We start from the raw sequence: 21,970 nt of genomic DNA on the forward strand, positions 1-21,970 counted from the left end.
ACTTTCTTTTTCGAATGGAAAACTATATATTTAAGTATCATTTTTATATAAACCCATGATTATGAGATTGTTCAATAGTGCTTTCCTGTTGCTGTCTTTGATGGCGCCGCTTTCTGTTCTCAGTCAGCATATAAAGTTTTCAAAAACTCTTCCTGAGGCAGGAGATGTGATTAAATTCGTTTATGATCCGGTGGGTACTAATCTTGCGGGAAAGAATAATATTGAATGTGATGCTTTTCTTTTTACATATAAATCGCCAGGGCCAACTAAGATTCGTTTGATTAAAGAAGGCGGGGTTTATAAAGGCGAAGTGCCCACAACTGATAGCACAAATTTGGTTGCGCTGGCATTTTCATCTGAGAAAGTAAAGGATGATTTTCCTGAAGGGTATTTTGTTAAGTTATCCAAAAATGGCAAAATACCGGGCGGGGCGTATATAAATGAAGCTTATGTATACGATTTTTTTGGACGGTATTATCTGGGAATGAAGGCAAATTCTGAAAAAGCGATTTCCGCTTATAATGAAGGATTTAGAATTGACCCTAAACTAAAGCGAAAATCTTTGATCTCCTACCTTAGGTTGAATTACATGGAGGATAAAGAAACCGGTGGGAAGATGATTAATGATAATATCAATAAGCTGGCGGCCACAAAGCCTGAGACTGAAGAAAACTTAGTGTTAATTGGTAATATGTATTCTATTTTGAAACAAAAGCCGAAAGCTGATTCTATGTTTAAAGTAGTTATTGCCAAATTTCCTCAAGGTCCGAGTGCGATGAACAGTGTTTTAAATTCAATATATGCCGAGAAAGCGGGAACTGTAATGGAGCAACGACTTAATGAATTCATTCAGAAGTTTGGTTTGGATATGAACAAAGATGGCGACCGGAAAAGGATGTCGTTTATATTCCCACAACTTGCACGGGTGTATGCCAACGAAAAAAAATATGATAAATTCAAGCAGTATGCAAATAAGATAGATGATAAAGCTAGGTTGGCTGACCTGTATAATATTGTTGCCTGGGACTTAGCGGAAAAGAACGAAGAGACGGCCTTAGCTGCAGATCTTTCTAAAAAATCGTTGGATTTGGCGACTGCTGCAAAAAATGACGAAGTTCCCATTTTTTACTTTTCAAAAGAACAATATTTAGATGGTTTAACCAAAGCTTATGCGAATTATGCGGATACCTATGCATTGATCATGCATAACATGGGTAACAATGCTGAAGCGCTGGTTTATCAGGAAAAAGCAAAGCCATTTGACAATGTTAGTAAAAATGAGCGCTATGTTATGTATTTAGATTTGACGGGAAATAAGGAGAAAGCATTTACAACCGCTGAGAGTTATTTGAGAGCGGGTAATGGTACTGATCAAATAAGGGAACGATTCAAAGTACTTTATGAAAGTAAGAAGCTTAAAGAGCCTTTTGAAACCTATTTGGCAGGTGTGGAAAAGATGGCGCTAGCCAAAGAGCGTGAAGAATGGGCAAAGAAAATGATCAATATGCCTGCACCCGATTTTTCGCTCAGGAATTTAAAGGGAGAATTAGTAAAGTTGTCGGATTTAAAAGGCAAAGTGGTTATTGTTGATTACTGGGCTACCTGGTGTGGACCTTGTGTAGCCTCATTTCCGGGTATGCAAAAAGCGGTTACCAAGTACGCGGCCGATCCTAATGTAGTTTTCCTTTTTGTGAATACCTGGCAAACAGAAGATAACCGTGAAAAATTGGTTGGAGACTTTATTGCAGAAAAGAAGGTTTCGTTTAATGTTTTATTTGATACCAAAAATAAACAGGATCCATCAAAGTTTGATGTTGTAAGCGCGTATAAAGTGGACGGAATTCCTACTAAATATATAATAGGTCCGGATGGAAATATACGTTTTAAATCAACGGGCTTTTCGGGATCTGCAGATGCAGTTGTAAGGGAACTAGATACCATGATAGGTATGGTGTTAGCTGGAGGCAAATAAGAATTTAATATGCTGTTCGGATAGGGCTTTGTTCCCATAGTTTAAAAGCCTTTAAGGCTTCATCACGCATTATTTGTTTGATGGTAAGCTGGCGTTGGTTCATGGGTTTATCTAGTTCGTCGTAGATGAATTTATCGCTAAAGCCGATGGCATCTGCATCCAGTTTGGTGTTGGCGTAATAGATGATGTCAATTTTTGCCCAGTACACAGCACTCAAGCACATTGGACAAGGTTCGCAACTGGTGTAAACGATACAGCCAGACAGGTCGAATGTTTTTAACTTTTTACACGCCAGTCGTATCGCTGATACCTCTGCATGCGCAGTTGGGTCATTTGTAGCAGTAACTTTGTTTGCACTCTTTGCAATTACTTTTCCATCTTTTACGATCACTGCGCCAAAAGGACCTCCAATGCTATCCAGTACATTTTTTTCTGAAAGCTGTATGGCCAGCTTCATGAATTTTTCGTGTTGATCTATTTTATCCATACCTAAATATAGTACAAAAAAAATGCCCCCGACAGATCGGGGGCATCACAATTCAGTAATAGAATTTATTTTTTGTAAGCTTCATTCAAGCCAACAATTACTTCGCTGGTTACATCTAAGCTTTCGTCAGCAAATAAGATTGTACCGTTACCTTTTGAGTAACCCAATACCATTTTATAGCCTTTCTTTTTCGCATATTCTTTTAAATAGTCAGCAACTTTATCGTAAAGTTTTTCGTTTTCTGCAGCTTGCTCATTTTGAATTGCAGCGCCCGCATTTTGCGTATAAGCTTGTAATTCTTGTTGTTTACGTGCTAATCTTTCTTCTGTAGAAGCTCTTTGATCGGCAGGTAGGGTATTAGCCTGCTGCTGATATTGAGCAACTTCACGTTGAAAAGCTTGTTGCTTAGAAGCAAGGTCAGTTTGTGCAGTTTTAGATTTTGCTTCTAATTTTACCTTCAGGTCTTTAAAGTAGCTGTATTTTGTTAAAAGAGAATCAGAGTTTACATAAACAATTTTTTCGCTGTTTGAAACTGTCGTTGAATCGTTTTTTTTAGGTGCAGTACCTTTATCATCTTTATTCTGGCATGATGCCATAACAGAAACTAAAGCAACCGCTGTAGCAATACCGCTTAATTTTAATGTTGTTTTCATCTATATTAATTATTCTTTTTTGTCAAAAAATGTGTTTGTTATCTGATTGATAGGCGTTCTGACGTTTATTTCAATGCCATATGACTTATCTTTTACGGATAAATTTCAACAAATATAAAATTTCAAAACTAGTATCCTAAGGAAGTATCGTTTTTAGAATGTTTTTAGGCCATTATTTGGTCAAATAGTTATCCACATTTGCCTTAAATTGACCATAATTGGTTAAATTTGAATCTTATTGTTTTATAAAAAAATATGAGCGAAGAAAAAGATCCAAAGTCAAATTATTCGGCAGATAATATACAGGTATTAGAAGGATTAGAAGCGGTGCGTAAGCGCCCTTCGATGTATATAGGCGATACTGGGATTAAAGGTTTACATCACCTTGTATATGAGGTAGTAGACAACTCAATCGATGAGGCATTGGCAGGTCATGCTGATACTATTTATGTAAATATTTTAAAAGACAACTCTATCAGGGTTGAAGATAACGGACGTGGTATTCCTACAGGGATCATGCAAAAGGAGCAAAAATCAGCTCTTGAAATTGTAATGACTGTACTACACGCGGGTGGTAAATTTGATAAGGATACTTATAAAGTTTCTGGCGGTTTACACGGTGTGGGGGTAAGTTGTGTTAACGCATTGTCGACACATCTTAAGGCCGAAGTTTACGGTGAAGGTAAGATCTGGGCACAGGAATATGAAAAAGGAAAGCCGCAATACGATGTTAAAATCGTTGGCGAATCTGATAAAAGAGGTACGGTAATTACCTTTACACCAGATCCGACTATTTTCACGCAAACCACAGAGTATCGTTTTGATACTTTAGCCTCTAGATTAAGAGAACTTTCGTTTTTGAACAAGGGCATCAAGCTAACGCTAACTGATGAGCGTGAAATAATGGAAGACGGTAAATTCTTAACGGAACTATTCCACTCGGAAGGCGGACTAAAAGAATTTGTTCAGTTCCTTGATGGTACACGTCCTTCGTTGATTCCTGAGCCTATTTATGTTGAAGGTATAAAGAATGGTATTCCTGTAGAGCTTGCTTTACAGTATAACGATAGTTATTCTGAGAATGTGCATTCTTATGTGAATAACATTAATACACATGAGGGAGGTACACACATTGCCGGTTTTAGAAGAGGTTTAACCAGGACATTGAAAGCTTATGCTGATAAATCCGGTTTGCTTAAAAACGTAAAGTTTGAGATTACAGGTGATGACTTCAGGGAAGGATTGACAGCTGTAATATCTGTAAAAGTTCAGGAGCCACAATTCGAAGGACAGACCAAAACCAAATTGGGTAACTCCGAGGTTATGGGTGCCGTAGATATCGCTGTAGGTGAAGCACTGGGTATTTACCTGGAGGAATATCCGAAAGAGGCCAGAATGATCGTTAATAAGGTTATTCTTGCCGCAACAGCCCGTGCAGCAGCGCGTAAGGCTCGTGAGATGGTTCAACGTAAAAGTGTTATGGGCGGTTCAGGCTTACCTGGTAAACTGGCCGATTGCTCTGATAGTGATCCGGAAAAATGCGAGTTATACCTGGTGGAGGGAGACTCGGCGGGTGGTACTGCTAAGCAGGGCCGCGACCGTAACTTCCAGGCTATCCTTCCATTAAAAGGTAAAATCCTGAACGTGGAGAAAGCAATGGAGCATAAGATCTATGAAAATGATGAGATCAAGAATATGTTTACAGCTTTAGGTGTAAGCATAGGAACTCCGGAAGATGATAAAGCTTTAAATATTACCAAGCTTCGTTACCACAAGATTGTGATCATGACGGATGCTGATATTGACGGTTCACACATTACAACACTTATTTTAACTTTCTTCTTCAGGTATATGAAGGCGCTTATCGAAGCGGGTTATGTTTACATTGCTGCGCCGCCTTTGTATCAGGTTAAAAAGGGTAGAGAGTTTGAATATTGCTGGAATGATAAGCAACGTGATGCTGCCGTACAACGTTTAAAAGGTGCAGGTAAAGAAGAAAGCGTACATATTCAACGCTATAAAGGTTTGGGTGAGATGAACGCTGAACAGCTTTGGGATACAACCCTGAACCCTGCAACACGTACTTTGATGCAAGCTACTATAGAAAATGCTGCTGAATGCGATCATACTTTCTCTATGTTGATGGGTGATGAAGTTGCTCCGCGTAGAGAGTTTATTGAACGTAATGCAAAATATGCGAAGATTGATGCATAGTAAAAAATACCCGTTGAGAAGGTAATTTTTTATTTCAAAATAACAAAAAGAGGGTGCCAGCAGGTACCCTCTTTTTTATTGGGGATTCGTCCTGCAATTAGTTGTTGTTTAGAAGGAATTGGCTAAATTTTTAGAGAAAACAAAGTAATCCCAATCGTATAAAAAAGCTGTCATGGAGTATAAAATCTATGGCAGCTTTTTTATTCCTTATACAGGAACAATTTCATTTTCCGGTAATTGATTGTTGCATGAAACTGCAACAACAGATCGCCACCAATTATTGCCCCGATAGGAGGGTGTCCTAAGCCTTCGTAAGCTTGATTTACGGCCTCCAGATCAAGCGCGACAGTTTCGTAATCTTTTAAAATCAGGCCACCCACCTTTAATTTAGGGATGGTTGCCTGTAAAGTGCTGGAGGTTGTAAAAAGAGTAGTGGCATGGGCTTCTTCGGTATGTTCTATCTCTTTGACATGAGATTCGATAAACGACCTGTCGAAAACAGATCTCGAGGCCCCGGTATCAACCACCGCTAATAGCTTTTGCCCAAAAGCAACAATTTCCACCAATAGGTGGAAACCGTCGTCTTGTAAATTTATTAAAATCAGGGGAACAGAAATTGTTCTCATTCAAATGCGCTTGCTAAACTAGTTTCATATCAGTCAGTACCGCATTCATGCTGCGTACCGCCTCTGCACTTTTACTAAATGCAGCCTGCTCTTCATCACTTAGTTTGAAGTCAAGGATTTTCTCAGCACCATTTTTGCCGATAATGACAGGTACTACCAACGATATATCCTTTTGTCCATATTCGCCATCCAGGTAAACACCTGAAGAGATTAGTTTTTTCTGGTCACGCACAATACTTTCAACCATGGTAGCTGTTCCTGCTCCCGGAGCATACCATGCAGATGTGCCGATTAATCCTGTCAATGTAGCGCCACCAACCATTGTCGCTTTAACAACTTTATCCTGCTGTTCCTTGGTTAATAATTGCGTTACCGGGATACTGTTCCAGGTTGCATGGTTGATCAATGGAATCATGGTTGTATCACCATGGCCACCAATAACTACAGCATTTAAATCTGCAGGAGAGCAGCCTAGTTCCAGACTTAAGTAATATTTAAACCTTGATGAATCTAATGCTCCACCCATACCAAGAATTCGGTTTTTAGGTAAGCCTGAAGTTTTTAAGGTAAGGTAATTCATGGTGTCCATTGGGTTGGAAACCACAATGATGATCGTATTGGGAGAGTATTTTAAGATATTCTCGGTAACACCTTTTACAATATTTGCATTTGTACCGATCAATTCTTCACGAGTCATGCCTGGTTTACGTGGTAGTCCTGAAGTAATTACTACTACTTCAGAGTCGGCTGTGCTCGCATAATCATTGGTAACACCTTTAATTTTAGTATCGAAACCTAACAAGGCCGATGTCTGCATCATGTCGATTGATTTGCCTTCAGCAAACCCCTCTTTGATGTCTAATAAAATAAGTTCTTCGGCTAATTCTTTTCTGGCAATATTATCTGCGCATGTGGCACCTACGGCACCCGCGCCTACAACTGTTATCTTCATAAATATTTGTTTTATGTTACCTTCTGTCGAAGTTAGAAAATAAGATGTGTTTAAAAAATGCTTTTGAAAACTTTATTTAACGTTAGTGGTTTTATGATAAAGAATTTACATTTGCCAAATACTTGATAATCGGAGCTTATGAATAACCAACCAGTAAAACGGGTAGATATTATGGCGTACGCAGGGAAGTGGTATTCATTGTATTCTACTCCTACCTTTATGGACAAGCATTGGCGAAGGAAAATAGAAACTTATGTGATCCATCCCGATGGGTACTATGCCGTTTTTACTACTTACAACATTGTAGGAGAGCAAAAAAGAAAGTACATAAGGTCTAAATTATTTGTAGTTCGGGGAACAGGGAATGCCGTTTTCAAAGCCCAGGTTGTATGGCCATTTAAGCATGATTATTGGGTGATTGAGCTCGCTGAGGATTATTCTTATGTAGTAGTGGGCCACCCTAAGCATAAGAACCTTTATATTATGTCGCGTAGGCCCGAATTACCAAAGGAGCTGTTGTTGGAGATTGTTGATCGATGTAACAAGAAAGGTTACGATACCAGCAGACTTGTATCTCAAGGACATAAAGCCCCGCGTCAGGAGCTTGAAAAGGAACCTGCTTAAAATTACAATTGCTTTCATCAAACGCAGCTAAAATTCCGTATTTTTGAGCCTTCATTTTGATTTCAGAAAACGAGAATAATTACCAGCTATGTATTTAATATTTGATACCGAAACCACAGGTTTACCACGCAATTGGAATGCCCCAATTACCGATACGGACAATTGGCCACGGTGTATTCAGATCGCATGGCAATTACATGATGAACTCGGTAATCTGATTGAACACCAGGATTACCTGGTAAGCCCCGATGGATTTAATATTCCATACGATGCTGAACGTATTCACGGGATTTCAACAGAACTTGCGGCAGAACAGGGTATACCACTTGCCGAAGTACTAGAGAAATTTAACGTGGCTTTGTCTAAAGCTAAATTTGTTGTCGGACAAAATGTTGGCTTCGATGTGAACATTATGGGTTGTGAGTTTCACCGTCTCGGTGTTGACAGTCCGATGGCGCAAATGCCAGTGCTCGATACTTGTACCGAAACTACAGCTGAACTGTTAAAGCTTCCAGGTGGACGTGGGGGAAGGTTTAAACTGCCAACGTTAACAGAACTTCACCAATATCTTTTTGGTGAGCCATTTTCTGAAGCCCACAATGCAACGGCCGATGTGGAGGCGACTACACGTTGTTTTTTACAGCTGATCAAATTAGAGGTTTTCAGGCTTGATCAATTACAGACTGATCAGGCCTATATACAACGTTTTAAACAAAATACACCACAAGTATTTGAACGGGTAGGCTTAAATCACGTTAACCTAAAGTCTGCTTCAGAGGAAATCAGGAAGCGCTTACAACAGACCGAAGCGCCTAAAGTTTCTAAGGATACGCTGAAAGAGAACAAAAAGGAACTCGCATCGGCAAATTTTGTGCACTTACACAACCATACCCAGTTCTCTGTTCTTCAGTCGACCATAAATATCCCTTCCCTGATAAAGGCCACTGCAGGTTATAAAATGGGTGCTGTAGCCATGACCGATCATGCCAATATGATGGGAGCCTTTCATTTTGTTGCACAGGTACTTAATCACAACAAAGGGGTAGAAGCCAGGAATCAAGCTGCTATCGACGAAGGAAAAACTCCTGAAGAGGCAATCATCAAACCAATTGTAGGTTGCGAATTTTTCGTGTGTGAAAATCATGAAGACAAGAGTAGAAAGGACAATGGCTACCAGGTAGTATTATTGGCGAAAAATAAAGCCGGTTATCATAACCTGGCCAAAATGTCATCTATAGCTTACACCAGGGGATTTTACTATATCCCTAGGATAGATAAGGCCGTTATTGAACAATATAAAGAGGATATCATTGTATTGTCCGGTAACTTATACGGAGAGATTTCAAGTAAATTGTTGAACCTCGGTGAAAAGCAGGCGGAAGAAGCCTTGCTTTGGTGGAAATCGCAGTTCGGTGCAGATTTTTATGTTGAGGTGATGCGCCATAGCCAGGAGGATGAAGATATTGTAAATACCTCGCTGGTAACACTTGCAAAAAAACATGATGTTAAGCTGATTGCTACTAACAATACTTATTACATTAATAAAAAAGATGCCAATGCACATGATATTTTATTATGTGTGAAGGATGGTGAAAAACAGGCAACCCCAATAGGAAGAGGCCGCGGATTTAGATTCGGTTTGCCCAATCAGGAGTACTATTTCAAGTCACCTGACGAAATGAAGGGACTATTTGCTGATTTACCGGAAGCAATTGTTAATATTCAGGAAATTGTCGATAAGATCGAAATCTATAAACTCGCCCGCGAAGTCCTTTTACCTAAATTTGATATCTCCGAGGAATTTCTGGTTAAGGAAGATGAAGAGGATGGTGGTAAAAGGGGTGAGAATAAATACCTGCGACACTTAACTTATGTAGGTGCCAAAAAACGGTATGGCGAAATTACCCCTGAGATTGAGGAACGTCTTGATTTCGAGTTGCAGACCATCGAAAAAACCGGATATCCGGGATACTTCCTGATTGTACAGGATTTTATTGCTGAGGCCCGAAATCTGGATGTATCTGTAGGTCCCGGTAGGGGGTCTGCCGCAGGTTCTGCGGTAGCATATTGTTTAGGAATTACCAATATAGATCCAATCAAGTACGATCTCCTTTTTGAGCGTTTTCTGAACCCCGACCGCGTATCCATGCCCGATATCGATATCGATTTTGATGATGAAGGCCGTGGCAGGGTAATGGACTATGTAATCAAAAAATATGGTTCCAACCAGGTGGCACAAATCATCACCTATGGTACCATGGCTGCTAAGTCTTCAGTAAAAGATACAGCAAGGGTATTGGATCTCCCATTATTTGAGGCGGAGAAAATTGCCAAGCTGATTCCTAATATGAAGCTGGCTAAGATCTTTACACTTGATGAAAAGACCTTAAAAGAAGCACTTCGTGCGGATGAGTACGAGAAAGTACTGGAGCTTAAAAATCTGGCAGGAGCAAAAGATCTGGGTGCTAAAACACTGGAACAGGCACAGATCCTGGAAGGATCTTTAAGGAATACGGGTATTCACGCCTGCGGGGTAATCATTACGCCGAGCGATATTACCAATTTCGTTCCTGTAGCTACAGCAAAGGACTCAGATCTATATGTTACCCAGTTCGATAACTCGGTGGTAGAAAGCGCCGGCTTGCTGAAAATGGACTTTTTGGGGTTGAAAACTTTGACCCTGATTAAGGATACGGTTAAACTGGTTAAATTTAGACATAATATAGACCTTGATCCGGATAACTTCCCGATCGACGATGTCAGGACTTACGAGCTTTTCCAGAGAGGTGAAACGATCGGTATCTTCCAGTACGAAAGTACAGGGATGCAGAAATACATGAAGGAATTAAAACCGACAGTATTTGCGGATTTAATTGCCATGAACGCCTTGTATCGTCCCGGACCGCTGGAGTATATCCCGAGTTTTGTACGCAGAAAGAATGGTGAAGAAGAGATTAAATACGATTTAGATGCTTGTGAAGAGTATCTGAAAGAAACTTACGGAATTACCGTATACCAGGAGCAGGTGATGCTTTTATCGCAAAAGTTAGCCGGATTTACCAAAGGTGAGGCCGATGTTTTGCGTAAGGCGATGGGTAAGAAGCAGAAAGAAGTTCTGGATAAGATGAAACCAAAGTTTGTAAAGCAGGCTGCGGAAAAGGGACATGATCCGGCAACATTAGAGAAGATCTGGAAAGACTGGGAAGCTTTTGCGTCCTACGCCTTCAACAAATCGCACTCTACCTGCTACGCATGGATTGCTTATCAAACAGCCTATTTAAAAGCACACTATCCGGCTGAATATATGGCTGCAGTACTATCCAACAACATGAACGATATTAAGCAGGTAGCCTTCTTTATGGAAGAGTGTAAGCAATTGGGCGTTCAGGTACTTGGACCGGATGTAAACGAGTCGGGTACTAAGTTTTCTGTAAATACGCAGGGCGAAGTTCGTTTTGGTCTGTCCGGTATCAAAGGTGTTGGTGATAAGGCTGTAGAAAGTATCATTGAAGACCGTGCAGAGAAGGGGATGTATAAAGATCTTTATGATTTTGCCAGAAGATCGAACACGCGTACCGTAAATAAAAAAGCTTACGAAAGTTTCATTTACAGCGGTGCATTTGATTGCTTCGGTAATCATCGCGCCCAGTATTTTTTTGTTGGGATTAACGACAAAATGAATGGTATTGAAAAGGTAATCAAGTATGCCAATGATTTTCAGAGCAATGAGTCATCTTCACAATCTTCATTGTTTGGAGGCACTGTTGCCGATCTTATTCTTGAGCCTAGCTTACCCGTTGCGCCCGAGTGGAGTTTAATAGACAGACTAAAATATGAAAAGGATGCTATCGGAATATTTTTGTCCGGGCACCCTCTTGATAATTATAAATTAGAGCTAAAGGAATTCTGTCAGAATAAAGTACGACACTTGGCTTTGGTGAATAAAATAAGAACCGGTGACACCAATGAAGAAGTTCTTGCCGAGTTTGAAAGCATAAAGAACAGGGAACTAGTAGTGGGGGGATTGGTCGTTATTGCCGCACAACGCATGACAAAAACCGGAAAACCTTTCGGTACAATGGTGTTCGAAGATTATGAGGACACCTGTGAACTGGCCTTATTTGGGGACGATTTCATCAAATTCAAACAGTTTTTAACTGACGGATACTTTTTGCAAATCCGTGGACGGGTAGGAGAGCGCTTTAGAAAAGAAGGAGATTGGGAATTTAAAATTACCTCGATTAACCTGTTGTCAGAATTAAGAGACAAATTAGCTAAGAGTGTAACCATACAGGTGCCAATAGAGCGCGTTAACGATGAATTTATGGCTCAGGTGCACGCCATTCTTGAGAATAATAAGGCCAGCACTGAGCAGCAAAACTGTCAATTGCTCTTTGATGTATACGATAGAGAGCAAAACGTGGTGGTGAAAATGCCCTCAAAGTCGTTTAAAATTAACCCTACAAACGATTTTTTAGCGGAATTGGACGCTTTAAATGTGACCTCAAAGTTGAACTAATGTCATAATGGCATTACCAAACTTGATGGCATTACAATTGATTATATATTTGCAACCTGCATGAGCCATAGATTAAGTAAATCAGACTCAGGCAATAGATAAGATAACTAATTTAAAAAAAATAGAATTATGGCTTTAGAAATCACAGATGCTAACTTCGAGGAAGTTGTGTTAAAATCAGATAAACCCGTTTTAGTTGACTTTTGGGCGGAATGGTGTGGTCCATGTCGCATGGTAGGTCCTGTTGTAGATGAAATCTCAAAGGAATATGACGGAAAGGCAATTGTAGGAAAGGTTAATGTTGATAACAACCCTCAAATCTCTACTCAGTTTGGCATCCGCAACATCCCGGCTTTGTTGTTCTTCAAAAACGGTGAAGTAGTAGATAAGCAAGTTGGTGCTGTGCCTAAATCAGTACTTGCACAAAAATTAGACAAGCAATTGTTGTAATATATTTCAATACCAATAAAAAAAGCGTTCATAACATTATGAACGCTTTTTTTATATTTACACTATGCAGTCGCCCATCGATGAACAAAGTCTACATTTTAATACTAACCTCGAGCTACTAGCCCGACAGGTGGTTGAAGGTTTTATCACTGGACTGCACAAGAGCCCTTTTCATGGTTTCTCTGTTGAGTTTGCTGAACACAGGCTTTATAATGTTGGTGACAACGTTAAAAATATAGACTGGAAGTTATATGCCAGGACCGATAAACTGTTTAGCAAGCGCTATGAAGAGGAGACTAATTTGCGCTGTCAGTTTATTATTGATGTTTCATCATCCATGTATTTCCCTTTAAAGGAATACAACAAACTCAATTTTTCAGTACAGGCTGTTGCTGCGCTGATTTACCTGTTAAAAAGGCAGCGTGATGCATTTGGCTTAAGCCTCTTTACCGATCATCTGGTATTGAATACCACAGCAAAATCAACAACTACACATCAAAAGTTTTTGTTTGCAAAGTTGGAAGAGATTCTTAACCAGGAACAAATGAATGTGCAGACAAATTTGGAAAGCGCATTGCACCAAATTGCCGAACTGATTCATAAGCGTTCCCTGGTTGTTATTTTTAGTGATATGCTCAGCACAATGCAGGATGAACATCATATTGAAGGCTTGTTTGCTGCGCTTCAGCACTTGAAATTCAATAAACACGAGGTCATCATCTTCAATGTTACTGATAAAGCTAAAGAAGTAGATTTTAAATTCGAGAGCCGCCCATATGAATTTGTCGATATGGAAACAGGAGCTTCATTGAAAACCCATACATCAAAGGTTAAGGATGCTTACCTTGCCCGTATGCAGGAATACCGCCAGGAAATTCAATTAAAATGCAGCCAATACAAAATCGATATGATAGATGCCGATATTGCGCAGGGCTTTTATCCGATATTACAAGCTTATCTGATCAAGCGCCAAAAAATGAGCTAAAAAATTTAAGATATTATGCTATCGCATCAATATTCTTCAGAATAATAGCACAAGCTTTTTCAATTTCTTCGTGAGTGATAATCAGTGGTGGTGCTAAACGCATCGCATTGCTGCAATGTAAGAACCAGTCGGTAATTAAGCCATCTGCAATACAAGCATCAATAATCTTTTTGTTTACCTCAAAGCTTTCGAACTCTACAGCCATCATTAATCCAATACCGCGTATTCCTTTAATGGCTTTATGTTGAAGTAGTTTTCTAAAATGTAAACCTTTTTCGGTTACGCCTGCTACAATGTTTTCGCTAATGATGGTTTGCAAAGTAGCTAATCCTGCTGCACAACTTACTGGGTGGCCACCAAAGGTTGTGATATGACCTAGTATCGGATTTGTTGCCAACGTTAGCATCATTTCTTTGGAGCTGATAAAGGCGCCAATAGGCATTCCTCCGCCAATACCTTTAGCCAATAGCAGTATGTCAGGGACAATGTCAAAATGCTCAAAACCAAACATTCTTCCGGTACGGCCAAAGCCACATTGTATTTCATCAAGAACAAGCAATGTGCCTGTCGCTGTACATTTTTCTCTAAGTGCTGTGAAATAAGCTTTGTCCGCTACTTTTATTCCAGCTTCACCCTGGATGGTTTCCATAAATACAGCCGCAGTTTGGTTAGTAATCAGGTCCAAATCGGGTAAATGGCAGTAGTTGATGAATTTTATATGTGGTAAAAGTGGTCTGTAGGCTTGCTTAAATTCCTCATTACCCATCAGGCTAAGGGCGCCTTGGGTGCTGCCATGATAAGAATTGTAGCAGGAAATGATTTCCGAACGTCCAGTATATTTTTTTGCTAGTTTCATGGCTCCTTCAACGGCCTCAGCTCCTGAATTTACAAAGTAAGTGCAATTTAAATTTGGAGGAAGCACATCAGAAAGCGCTTTAGCAAAATTTACCTGAGGGTTTTGAACAAACTCTCCATAAACCATAATATGCATATAACTTGCTGCCTGTTGTTGTACCGCTGTTACAACTGCCGGGTGGCAATGCCCTACATTGCTTACACCAATACCGGCAATTAAATCCATATATTTTTTGCCCTCTGTATCATAAAGATACATCCCGCTGGCTTTGACAAATTCCAGCAATAGCGGTTCTAAGGTTGTTTGAGCATTATGTTGCAGAAATAATTGACGTTGTGTAAGCATACACAAAAATACGAATTAATTTCGCTGTGGCGAGGCGTTGGCCCTGTATTTAGCCAGTAATTCTCGTTTGAAAGCTTCCTGAGCTCTATAGTATTTGCCGACTATTTTTATAGGTAGGCTGGATTTTAACTTTAGAAAATATCTTTTTTCCAGGTTTAATTCCCTCTGTTTAAAGCTGAAATCATTCAGAATCAATGTTTGAACCTCCGTGTCAGACAGCGCCTCAATTTCTGTTATCTTTCTGAAACTGATCATTTTTGTGCGTTCTTTACGTAAAAGATCCTGCTCTCGTTGCCAGTCGTTATAAATTGGCCAGAAAATCCTGGCCTCTTCGGTCGACAGATCAAGTTTTTGAGTTAAATAGGCAATTCTATAAGATTCAATTTCAGCATTGCGCTCGCTACCCCTTTGTGCGATAGCAAAAGTTGGGAGTATGAAGAGGACAGCTATAATTAGGTTTTTCATTAGATGATAGATTATAAATTCCCAGCAATATCACTTTGCGAGTAATTGCTGAGGATATAGTTTTCCATGGCTAGCTCTGAAGCCGATGGTTTTGCTTGTTCAAGGCCATTAGCCTCTATGTGATCAATGATCACTTGTTCGTCAATGTCATATAGCATCTGCTCGGTAGCCATATCCATATACGCTAATTTGCTGCCTGCAGACTTGTGCTGGTAAAAATAAAAACCAATACTGCATAATATCGCCAGGCAGGCGGCCGAAGCGTATTTTAACAGTCTTGAATGCCACAAGCGCAATACCTTAGTTTCTTTTCTAACCGTTTGATCAAGGATTCGCTGTTGCATTTGCTCAAAATAATTTGCCGGAGCAGTAAAATTCTGAGCAGTTGAAATAGATTTAAGGCGTGATGTTAGTATTTCAGTATTGATATCCTGACTAAGTTCATCAAAGTAGTTTTCAGGTGTGTTAAAACCCGGTTCAGCCACTTTGTTTTTCATTTTTTCAAGATATACCACATTTGTAATCTGTAGCGATAAATCGTCAAAATATCCTTCGGGAGCAGAAAAAGGATTGTGGATAGGCAAGGCCGCCAAAATGGGGGCTTCCTTCTTCCAATCGTTATTTTCTAAATTATTATCCATTTCAAATATATTGATGCATTATAAGCCAAAAGGTTTAAAAGGTAATGTCTTCATTTAGCATAAAAGTTTCAACTTTTTTCACCGCGATGTGAAATGAGGCTTTTAAGGCCCCTACGCTGGTACCTGTGATGTTCGAAATTTCCTCATATTTCAAGTCATCAAAGTACTTCATGTTAAATATTAGTCGTTGCTTCTCGGGTAGGGTAAGCAGGGCCTGTTGAAGTTTTAGCTGAACCTTATCTCCGTTAAAATGAGAGGAAGCCACTAAAGTTTCAGCGAGTTCTGCAGATACCTCGTCTAACGGGGTGTTGTTACGCTGTTTCTTTTTATTTAAAAAAGTAATCGTTTCATTGGTCGCAATGCGATAAATCCAGGTATACAGTTGAGCGTCACTGCGGAATTTTTCAAGATTCTTCCAAACCTTTATAAAGGTATCCTGTACCAGATCGTCGGCATCATCATGGTCAATTACCAAACGCCTGATATGCCAGTAGATTTTCTGCTGGTATTTATTCAGAAGCAGGTTAAAGGCTTCATCACGAGTTTTTACGTTTAAGAACTTTTCTAAAATCTCTGAATCTTCAACCTGCTTCATTAATTGAATTTTTTATTATTCGCTAATTGTTACTTTAATGGCTCTTTTCATTACTTTTTGAGCAGCCTCAACAATATTAACGCTGTCTAAACCGTATTTGGTCATCAGTTGATCTGGTGTGCCACTCTCGCCGAAACTATCGTTAACCGCAACAAACTCCTGTGGAGTTGGCAACTCAGTTGAAAGTAATCTTGCAACACTTTCTCCCAGTCCACCATATTTGTTGTGCTCTTCACAAGTAACCACACAACCGGTTTTCTTAACTGATTTCAATATAGCTTCCTCATCCAATGGTTTAATGGTGTGGATATTGATGATCTCAGCATCGATTCCTAATTCAGCCAGTTTTTCTCCAGCCTCAATTGCTTTCCAAACCATGTGACCGGTAGCAATGATGGTTACATCTGTACCTTCATTTACCATCCAGGCTTTTCCAATTTCAAATTTCTGATCAGGATCAGTAAAAACAGGGATAACCGGGCGGCCAAAGCGTAGGTATACCGGACCGTGGTGTTCTGCGATGGCAATGGTAGCAGCTTTAGTCTGGTTGTAATCGCAAGTGTTGATTACGGTCATACCTGGCAACATTTTCATCAAGCCTATGTCTTCCAAAATCTGGTGGGTTGCACCATCTTCACCCAAGGTTAAGCCCGCATGAGAAGCACAGATTTTAACATTTTTATCCGAGTAAGCTACCGATTGGCGGATCTGATCGTACACCCTTCCTGTAGAGAAGTTAGCGAAGGTTCCGGTAAAAGGGACTTTACCACCAATGGTTAAACCTGCTGCAATTCCGATCATATTAGCTTCTGCAATACCGATCTGGAAAAAACGCTCAGGAAATTCTTTAATAAAGGCATCCATTTTTAAGGACCCAACAAGGTCAGCACACAGCGCTACTACTTCAGGATTCTTTTTCCCAGCTTCAAGCAATCCTGCTCCGAAACCAGAACGTGTATCTTTTTTTTCAGTGTATGTATACTTTTTCATTCTTAATAATCTTTATGGGTACTACTTAATTGATTAAGGGCTGCTGTAAGCTGCTCATCATTTGGAGCAACACCATGCCACTTATGTGATCCCATCATGAAATCAACACCATAGCCCATTTGAGTGCTCATTAAGTTCAGGATAGGTTTCCCTTTACCTGTTAATGATTTAGCATGATGTAAAGCCTTTACAATCGCATCCATATCGTTACCGTCAGAATTGATCACATGCCATCCAAAAGCTTCAAATTTAGCCTGAAGGTTTTCCAACGATAATACCTTTTCTGTAGGTCCGTCAATCTGTTGTCCGTTATAATCAACAGAAGCAATCAGATTGTCAACCTTATTATGTGGAGCATACATGATGGCTTCCCAATTTTGGCCTTCTTGTAACTCACCATCCCCAAGTAAAACAAATACTGTTGAATGATCTCTATTTAATTTTTTAGCCTGGGCTGCACCAATGGCAACCGATAAACCTTGTCCCAAAGACCCAGAGGCAATTCTGATACCAGGTAAGCCTTCGTGAGTAGTAGGGTGACCTTGTAATCTTGAATTCAGCTTTCTGAATGTTGCAAGCTCGCTTACTTCAAAATATCCGGATCTAGCTAAAACGCTATAAAAAACCGGTGAGATGTGTCCGTTCGACAGAAAGAACAAATCTTCGCCTTTACCGTCCATTTTAAAATCAGTAGAGTGGTTCATGATTTCAAAATACAATGCAGTCATAAAATCTGCACAACCTAATGAACCTCCCGGGTGACCCGATTGGCAGGCATGTACCATTCTAACAATATCCCTTCTTACCTGAGCAGCGATATCCTCTAATTCATTTATTTTATGTTTCATTAATTGGGGTTTTGATTAATGGAACAAATGTAATTAAAAATACGTTGGGGGTAACATCTAATGGTAATTTGACAAGATCCAATGCTTTTAGGCAAACGTTTGCGTGAAAAAAGCTAATAAAGCAGGTAATTCAATGAAAATTTATATTTTTAGACCGTCAAGTTTTTAAAATAGTTAAAAAAGTACATATCACACACCATTAAACCTTAAACTAAACATTTAGATAACCATTATGACAGTTAAAAATTCTTCAAGTCCTATTTTTATTATAGGTGCTTTATTTTTTGTGTTCGGGTTCGTAACCTGGCTCAATTCTGTACTCATACCATATTTGAAAATTGCTTGTGAGCTAACCAATTTTGAATCGTATCTGGTAGCTTTTGCTTTTTATATCGCGTACATCGTAATGGCATTGCCTTCCGCATGGGTACTTAAAAAAACAGGGTTTAAAAAAGGTATGGCTGTTGGATTAGTAATCATGGCAGTAGGTGCTTTGATATTTATTCCTGCGGCATTAACCCGAACTTATTCTCTTTTCCTTCTGGGACTTTTTATCCAGGGAACAGGTTTAACGGTGCTTCAAACAGCATCTAATCCATACATTACGATTTTGGGACCACCAGAGAGTGCCGCAAAACGTATCAGTATAATGGGGATTTGTAACAAAGTAGCCGGTGCTATTGCTCCAATTTTGTTAGGTGCAGTAACTTTAAAAGACGCTGACGGGGTAACGGCAAGAGTTGCAAATATGAATCTTACAGAAAAAGCATTGGAATTGGATGCATTAGCCCATAAAGTAATTTTACCTTATGTTGCTATTATAGCTGTGCTTATTGTACTTTCCGTATTGGTGTATTTTTCAAATCTACCAGAAATAGATACAGATAAAGAAGATGATGATGTTGCCTTAGCAAATAGTAATAAAACAAGTATTATGCAGTTTCCGCATTTATTACTAGGTGTTTTAACGCTTTTCTTGTACGTTGGTGTTGAGGTTATGGCTGGTGATACCGTAATTAGCTACGGATCTTCGCAAGGTATAGCATTGTCAACGGCTAAATTCTTCACTACCTATACGCTTGTTAGTATGATCGTGGGGTACATCATTGGAATATTGTGTATTCCTAAATATTTCTCCCAACAAACAGCTTTAAAGGTTTCTGCTATATTGGGCGTGATCTTATCTATAGCGGCGATATTTACTGATGGTTATGTATCGGTATTATTCATCTCTTTATTAGGATTAGCTAACTCATTAATGTGGCCGGCAATTTGGCCTTTAGCAATAGCGGGCTTAGGCCGTTTTACAAAAACAGGTGCTTCTCTATTAATTATGGGTATTGCTGGGGGCGCTGTGATTCCATTATTATATGGTTATTTAGCAGATGTTGTAAACCCTCATCATGCTTATTGGATCATGGTACCTTGTTACTTGTTTATTTGCTATTATGCTGTAGCTGGACATAAGATCAGGAGTAAAGCATAGCTTTATCCATGGTTTAAAATAGAAAGGGCAGAGCTTTAAAAGCTTTGCCCTTTCTATTTTCTATACTTTTCGTTCGCAATAGTTGAACAAAATGAATAGGCAAACTAAATAGAGTGTTGCCTATTATTGTAATTAATTGTAAATACAGGAAGTTTAATTGTTAACGAGTTTATATGTTCCGCATTCTATTCAGAAGATTGAATGAAATATCCATATTAAAGCGGATACATTATATTATTTACGGTATTGGTGTATTGGTACTGGTAGGACTATGTAGTTTGTGGCTGCGATTATCATTTATAGCCGCTTATACCCTCGGAACAATAGGTTTGATGTGTGGTTCCGCCGGCATTATCATTGCGATATCGGTAAGAGATAGTGTTGTAGAAGGGATTAAAGGCATTGTAACCGGAGCGGGACGCATCAAAAGAGGTGACCTGAAAGCCAGAATCGACGGAGAGTCGAAAAATGAAATGAGCATACTGTTCTGGACTTTTAACGAACTGGTCAGGAAACTGGAAACACATATTACTGAAGTTGACCGGTTAAGCCTCTTGTTGTCAAAAGAAGAGGAGCAAACTCGACATTATCAAAAAGTAAAGGAGTATTTTCTGGTTAATATGAGCCACGAAATTCGTACACCGATGAATGCCATATTGGGTTTTGCCCGTTATTTACAGGAGTCTTTAAAAGACCCGGATCAGCTGGAATCTATAAAAATGATCATTAAATCCGGCGATCACCTTTTGGTTACTTTAAATGATATTCTTGATTTTGCCAATATTGAAACCGGGGAAATCAGTTTTGTTTGCCTTCCTTTTAATCTAAGAGACTCTATTCAATCGGTCTGTATGCTCATGGAATCTAAAGCCCGAATAAAGGGAGTTGGATTAAGTTATACCCTCGATAAGAATATACCTGATGCAATCTATGGCGATTCAATAAGGCTAAGTCAGATCATTTTAAGTCTTACCTCCAATGCCATTAAGTTCACTGAAAGTGGTGGTGTTTCTATTTTTGTAAGGACTATATCCGATCAGGAAGACCAGATTCTAATTGAATTCAATGTGAAGGATAGTGGTATTGGGATTCCATCCTCTAAGCAGGAAGAGATTTTTAATCCATTTGAACAGGGAAGTAACCACATGAAGCGCAAGTTTGGTGGTATCGGAATCGGTTTAAGCATTGTAAAACATTTAGTTACTTTAATGGGGGGCGAAATAAAAGTGAAAAGCATCCAAAATGAAGGCTCTGAGTTTTATTTTCGAATGTCATTCTTTAAGGCTAATGCAGGTGGAAAATGGGAAACGTCAGCGAACGATCCATCAAAGGGCATACTTGAATCGGAGGTCGGGAAAGGGATAAGCGTGCTGGTTGTTGAAGATAATACAATAAACCAGTTGCTGGTGATTAAACTGCTGCAAAAGAAAGGATATCAGACTACGGTAGCTGAAAACGGAAAGATTGCCCTTCATAAATATAACCAGGTAGATTTTGACATCATTTTGATGGACCTTCAAATGCCTGAGATGGATGGCTATGAAACCACCATTCATATTCGGAACCTTGACTCTTATAAAAAGAATATACCTATTGTGGCTATGACAGCCCACACCATTAAGGGGGAAAGTGAAAAATGTCTGAAAATTGGTATGAACGCTTATATATCGAAACCCTTTCAGGCTACAGAACTGTATGAAAAGATTAGATTGTTGGTTAAAGAAAGTAAAAAAGTCATGCCCGTCTGAGAAAGCACAACTTTTTTACCCTGGAAGAGAAGATTTTATTTACTTCGCTGTTGAAAGTAACTCCAATACTTGAGCTGTAGAATTCTTAGTATCCACCTTCTTGATAACATGCGCAATAACACCATTTTCATCAATTATAAAGGTCGTTCTGTTAGTTCCCATGTACTTCTTGCCATACATGTTTTTTTCGCCCCACACGCCATAATCCTCTACAATTTTCTTATCCGTGTCTGCCAGTAGCGTAAAAGGCAGGCTATGCTTGTTCACAAATTTGTCATGTGATTTTTCATCATCTGTGCTAACACCTAAAACTACAATACCCTGAGCGGTTAATCCCTGGTAGTTGTCTCTGAAATTGCAGGCCTCAGCTGTACAACCCGGGGTGTCATCTTTAGGATAAAAATACAGAACTACCGTTTTTCCTTTAAACTGATCAAGCGATACCGTATTGCCTTGCTGGTCTTTTGCCGAAAAATCCGGTGCTTTTTGACCTTCTTTTAATTCACTCATAATG

The 21,970-nt window shown here is 39.4% G+C and carries 19 protein-coding genes; 8 read left to right on the forward strand and 11 right to left on the reverse strand.

Annotation, left to right across the window (positions count from 1 at the left end):
* The first annotated feature begins 61 nt into the window (after nt 1-61).
* On the forward strand, nt 62-1,972 hold the full coding sequence (locus B9A18_RS17875; RefSeq protein WP_159452680.1) for a TlpA disulfide reductase family protein: 1,911 nt from the start codon (nt 62-64) through the stop codon (nt 1,970-1,972).
* Nucleotides 1,973-1,976: 4 nt separating this feature from the next.
* Here B9A18_RS17875 and B9A18_RS17880 read toward each other — a convergent pair whose 3' ends face one another.
* A complete protein-coding gene (locus B9A18_RS17880) occupies nt 1,977-2,459 on the reverse strand; it encodes a nucleoside deaminase (RefSeq protein ID WP_084290913.1) in 483 nt (160 codons plus the stop codon).
* Between the two features lie 65 nt (nt 2,460-2,524).
* Nucleotides 2,525-3,112 (reverse strand): OmpH/Skp family outer membrane protein, encoded by a 588-nt coding sequence (locus tag B9A18_RS17885; protein WP_084290914.1) that lies wholly within the window; start codon nt 3,110-3,112, stop codon nt 2,525-2,527.
* A gap of 255 nt (nt 3,113-3,367) precedes the next feature.
* Here B9A18_RS17885 and gyrB point away from each other — a divergent pair, with 255 nt between their 5' ends.
* Nucleotides 3,368-5,326 (forward strand): DNA topoisomerase (ATP-hydrolyzing) subunit B, encoded by a 1,959-nt coding sequence (gene gyrB / locus B9A18_RS17890; RefSeq protein ID WP_084290915.1) that lies wholly within the window; start codon nt 3,368-3,370, stop codon nt 5,324-5,326.
* 200 nt (nt 5,327-5,526) lie between these two features.
* Here gyrB and B9A18_RS17895 read toward each other — a convergent pair whose 3' ends face one another.
* Both B9A18_RS17895 and mdh read right to left on the reverse strand, forming a co-directional pair.
* Nucleotides 5,527-5,952 carry an aspartyl protease family protein gene (locus tag B9A18_RS17895; protein WP_084290916.1) on the reverse strand — a complete coding sequence of 142 codons (426 nt, stop codon included), beginning with the start codon at nt 5,950-5,952 and terminating at the stop codon, nt 5,527-5,529.
* 13 nt (nt 5,953-5,965) lie between these two features.
* Nucleotides 5,966-6,904, reverse strand: coding sequence for a malate dehydrogenase (mdh, locus tag B9A18_RS17900; protein WP_084290917.1), 939 nt, complete (start codon nt 6,902-6,904; stop codon nt 5,966-5,968).
* 138 nt (nt 6,905-7,042) lie between these two features.
* On the opposite strand from mdh, the gene B9A18_RS17905 reads away from it, so the two are divergent.
* From B9A18_RS17905 to B9A18_RS17920, 4 genes are all read left to right on the forward strand, one after another.
* Entirely contained in the window at nt 7,043-7,528 is a 486-nt protein-coding gene (locus B9A18_RS17905) for a lipocalin family protein (RefSeq protein WP_084290918.1), read from the forward strand.
* Nucleotides 7,529-7,616: 88 nt separating this feature from the next.
* Nucleotides 7,617-12,047 carry a DNA polymerase III subunit alpha gene (gene dnaE, locus B9A18_RS17910; protein ID WP_084290919.1) on the forward strand — a complete coding sequence of 1,477 codons (4,431 nt, stop codon included), beginning with the start codon at nt 7,617-7,619 and terminating at the stop codon, nt 12,045-12,047.
* A gap of 129 nt (nt 12,048-12,176) precedes the next feature.
* Nucleotides 12,177-12,497: a thioredoxin gene (gene trxA / locus B9A18_RS17915; RefSeq protein ID WP_073232517.1), complete on the forward strand. Its 321-nt coding sequence runs from the start codon at nt 12,177-12,179 to the stop codon at nt 12,495-12,497.
* A gap of 64 nt (nt 12,498-12,561) precedes the next feature.
* Nucleotides 12,562-13,482, forward strand: a complete 921-nt coding sequence (locus tag B9A18_RS17920; protein WP_084290920.1) for a DUF58 domain-containing protein — start codon at nt 12,562-12,564, stop codon at nt 13,480-13,482.
* Nucleotides 13,483-13,495: 13 nt separating this feature from the next.
* Here the strand turns inward: B9A18_RS17920 and B9A18_RS17925 are convergent, their stop codons facing one another.
* Genes B9A18_RS17925 through B9A18_RS17950 form a run of 6 tightly spaced genes read right to left on the reverse strand, consistent with a single transcriptional unit; the run spans nt 13,496 to nt 18,222 of the window.
* Nucleotides 13,496-14,683: an aspartate aminotransferase family protein gene (locus B9A18_RS17925; protein ID WP_084290921.1), complete on the reverse strand. Its 1,188-nt coding sequence runs from the start codon at nt 14,681-14,683 to the stop codon at nt 13,496-13,498.
* Nucleotides 14,684-14,698: 15 nt separating this feature from the next.
* Entirely contained in the window at nt 14,699-15,148 is a 450-nt protein-coding gene (locus B9A18_RS17930; protein ID WP_084290922.1) for a hypothetical protein, read from the reverse strand.
* Between the two features lie 11 nt (nt 15,149-15,159).
* The gene (locus B9A18_RS17935; RefSeq protein WP_084290923.1) at nt 15,160-15,789 is read right to left on the reverse strand and encodes a hypothetical protein; all 630 of its coding nucleotides are present in this window, start codon (nt 15,787-15,789) and stop codon (nt 15,160-15,162) included.
* A 34-nt stretch (nt 15,790-15,823) separates the two neighbouring features.
* The gene (locus B9A18_RS17940; protein WP_084290924.1) at nt 15,824-16,384 is read right to left on the reverse strand and encodes an RNA polymerase sigma factor; all 561 of its coding nucleotides are present in this window, start codon (nt 16,382-16,384) and stop codon (nt 15,824-15,826) included.
* Nucleotides 16,385-16,399: 15 nt separating this feature from the next.
* On the reverse strand, nt 16,400-17,374 hold the full coding sequence (locus B9A18_RS17945) for a transketolase family protein (protein WP_084290925.1): 975 nt from the start codon (nt 17,372-17,374) through the stop codon (nt 16,400-16,402).
* A 2-nt stretch (nt 17,375-17,376) separates the two neighbouring features.
* Nucleotides 17,377-18,222 carry a transketolase gene (locus tag B9A18_RS17950; RefSeq protein ID WP_084290926.1) on the reverse strand — a complete coding sequence of 282 codons (846 nt, stop codon included), beginning with the start codon at nt 18,220-18,222 and terminating at the stop codon, nt 17,377-17,379.
* Nucleotides 18,223-18,454: 232 nt separating this feature from the next.
* Between B9A18_RS17950 and B9A18_RS17955 the strand changes: the two genes are divergently transcribed.
* Together B9A18_RS17955 and B9A18_RS17960 are read left to right on the forward strand one after the other, a co-directional pair.
* Nucleotides 18,455-19,708, forward strand: coding sequence for a sugar MFS transporter (locus B9A18_RS17955; protein ID WP_084290927.1), 1,254 nt, complete (start codon nt 18,455-18,457; stop codon nt 19,706-19,708).
* A gap of 173 nt (nt 19,709-19,881) precedes the next feature.
* Entirely contained in the window at nt 19,882-21,456 is a 1,575-nt protein-coding gene (locus tag B9A18_RS17960; protein WP_084290928.1) for a response regulator, read from the forward strand.
* 39 nt (nt 21,457-21,495) lie between these two features.
* Here B9A18_RS17960 and bcp read toward each other — a convergent pair whose 3' ends face one another.
* Nucleotides 21,496-21,966, reverse strand: coding sequence for a thioredoxin-dependent thiol peroxidase (gene bcp, locus B9A18_RS17965; protein WP_084290929.1), 471 nt, complete (start codon nt 21,964-21,966; stop codon nt 21,496-21,498).
* Between the last annotated feature and the right edge of the window lie 4 nt (nt 21,967-21,970).

Source organism: Pedobacter nyackensis (assembly GCF_900176505.1).
Taxonomy (GTDB): domain Bacteria; phylum Bacteroidota; class Bacteroidia; order Sphingobacteriales; family Sphingobacteriaceae; genus Pedobacter; species Pedobacter nyackensis.

Excerpts from the sequence above, each read along its gene's own strand:
- B9A18_RS17945 (WP_084290925.1), bottom strand. The coding sequence starts at position 17,374 with ATGAAAAAGTATACATACACTGAAAAAAAAGATACACGTTCTGGTTTC.
- bcp (WP_084290929.1), bottom strand. The coding sequence starts at position 21,966 with ATGAGTGAATTAAAAGAAGGTCAAAAAGCACCGGATTTTTCGGCAAAA.
- B9A18_RS17960 (WP_084290928.1), top strand. The coding sequence starts at position 19,882 with ATGTTCCGCATTCTATTCAGAAGATTGAATGAAATATCCATATTAAAG.
- B9A18_RS17925 (WP_084290921.1), bottom strand. The coding sequence starts at position 14,683 with ATGCTTACACAACGTCAATTATTTCTGCAACATAATGCTCAAACAACC.
- gyrB (WP_084290915.1), top strand. The coding sequence starts at position 3,368 with ATGAGCGAAGAAAAAGATCCAAAGTCAAATTATTCGGCAGATAATATA.
- B9A18_RS17950 (WP_084290926.1), bottom strand. The coding sequence starts at position 18,222 with ATGAAACATAAAATAAATGAATTAGAGGATATCGCTGCTCAGGTAAGA.
- B9A18_RS17930 (WP_084290922.1), bottom strand. The coding sequence starts at position 15,148 with ATGAAAAACCTAATTATAGCTGTCCTCTTCATACTCCCAACTTTTGCT.
- B9A18_RS17875 (WP_159452680.1), top strand. The coding sequence starts at position 62 with ATGAGATTGTTCAATAGTGCTTTCCTGTTGCTGTCTTTGATGGCGCCG.
- B9A18_RS17920 (WP_084290920.1), top strand. The coding sequence starts at position 12,562 with ATGCAGTCGCCCATCGATGAACAAAGTCTACATTTTAATACTAACCTC.
- trxA (WP_073232517.1), top strand. The coding sequence starts at position 12,177 with ATGGCTTTAGAAATCACAGATGCTAACTTCGAGGAAGTTGTGTTAAAA.
- B9A18_RS17880 (WP_084290913.1), bottom strand. The coding sequence starts at position 2,459 with ATGGATAAAATAGATCAACACGAAAAATTCATGAAGCTGGCCATACAG.
- B9A18_RS17885 (WP_084290914.1), bottom strand. The coding sequence starts at position 3,112 with ATGAAAACAACATTAAAATTAAGCGGTATTGCTACAGCGGTTGCTTTA.
- dnaE (WP_084290919.1), top strand. The coding sequence starts at position 7,617 with ATGTATTTAATATTTGATACCGAAACCACAGGTTTACCACGCAATTGG.
- B9A18_RS17895 (WP_084290916.1), bottom strand. The coding sequence starts at position 5,952 with ATGAGAACAATTTCTGTTCCCCTGATTTTAATAAATTTACAAGACGAC.
- B9A18_RS17905 (WP_084290918.1), top strand. The coding sequence starts at position 7,043 with ATGAATAACCAACCAGTAAAACGGGTAGATATTATGGCGTACGCAGGG.
- mdh (WP_084290917.1), bottom strand. The coding sequence starts at position 6,904 with ATGAAGATAACAGTTGTAGGCGCGGGTGCCGTAGGTGCCACATGCGCA.
- B9A18_RS17940 (WP_084290924.1), bottom strand. The coding sequence starts at position 16,384 with ATGAAGCAGGTTGAAGATTCAGAGATTTTAGAAAAGTTCTTAAACGTA.
- B9A18_RS17935 (WP_084290923.1), bottom strand. The coding sequence starts at position 15,789 with ATGGATAATAATTTAGAAAATAACGATTGGAAGAAGGAAGCCCCCATT.
- B9A18_RS17955 (WP_084290927.1), top strand. The coding sequence starts at position 18,455 with ATGACAGTTAAAAATTCTTCAAGTCCTATTTTTATTATAGGTGCTTTA.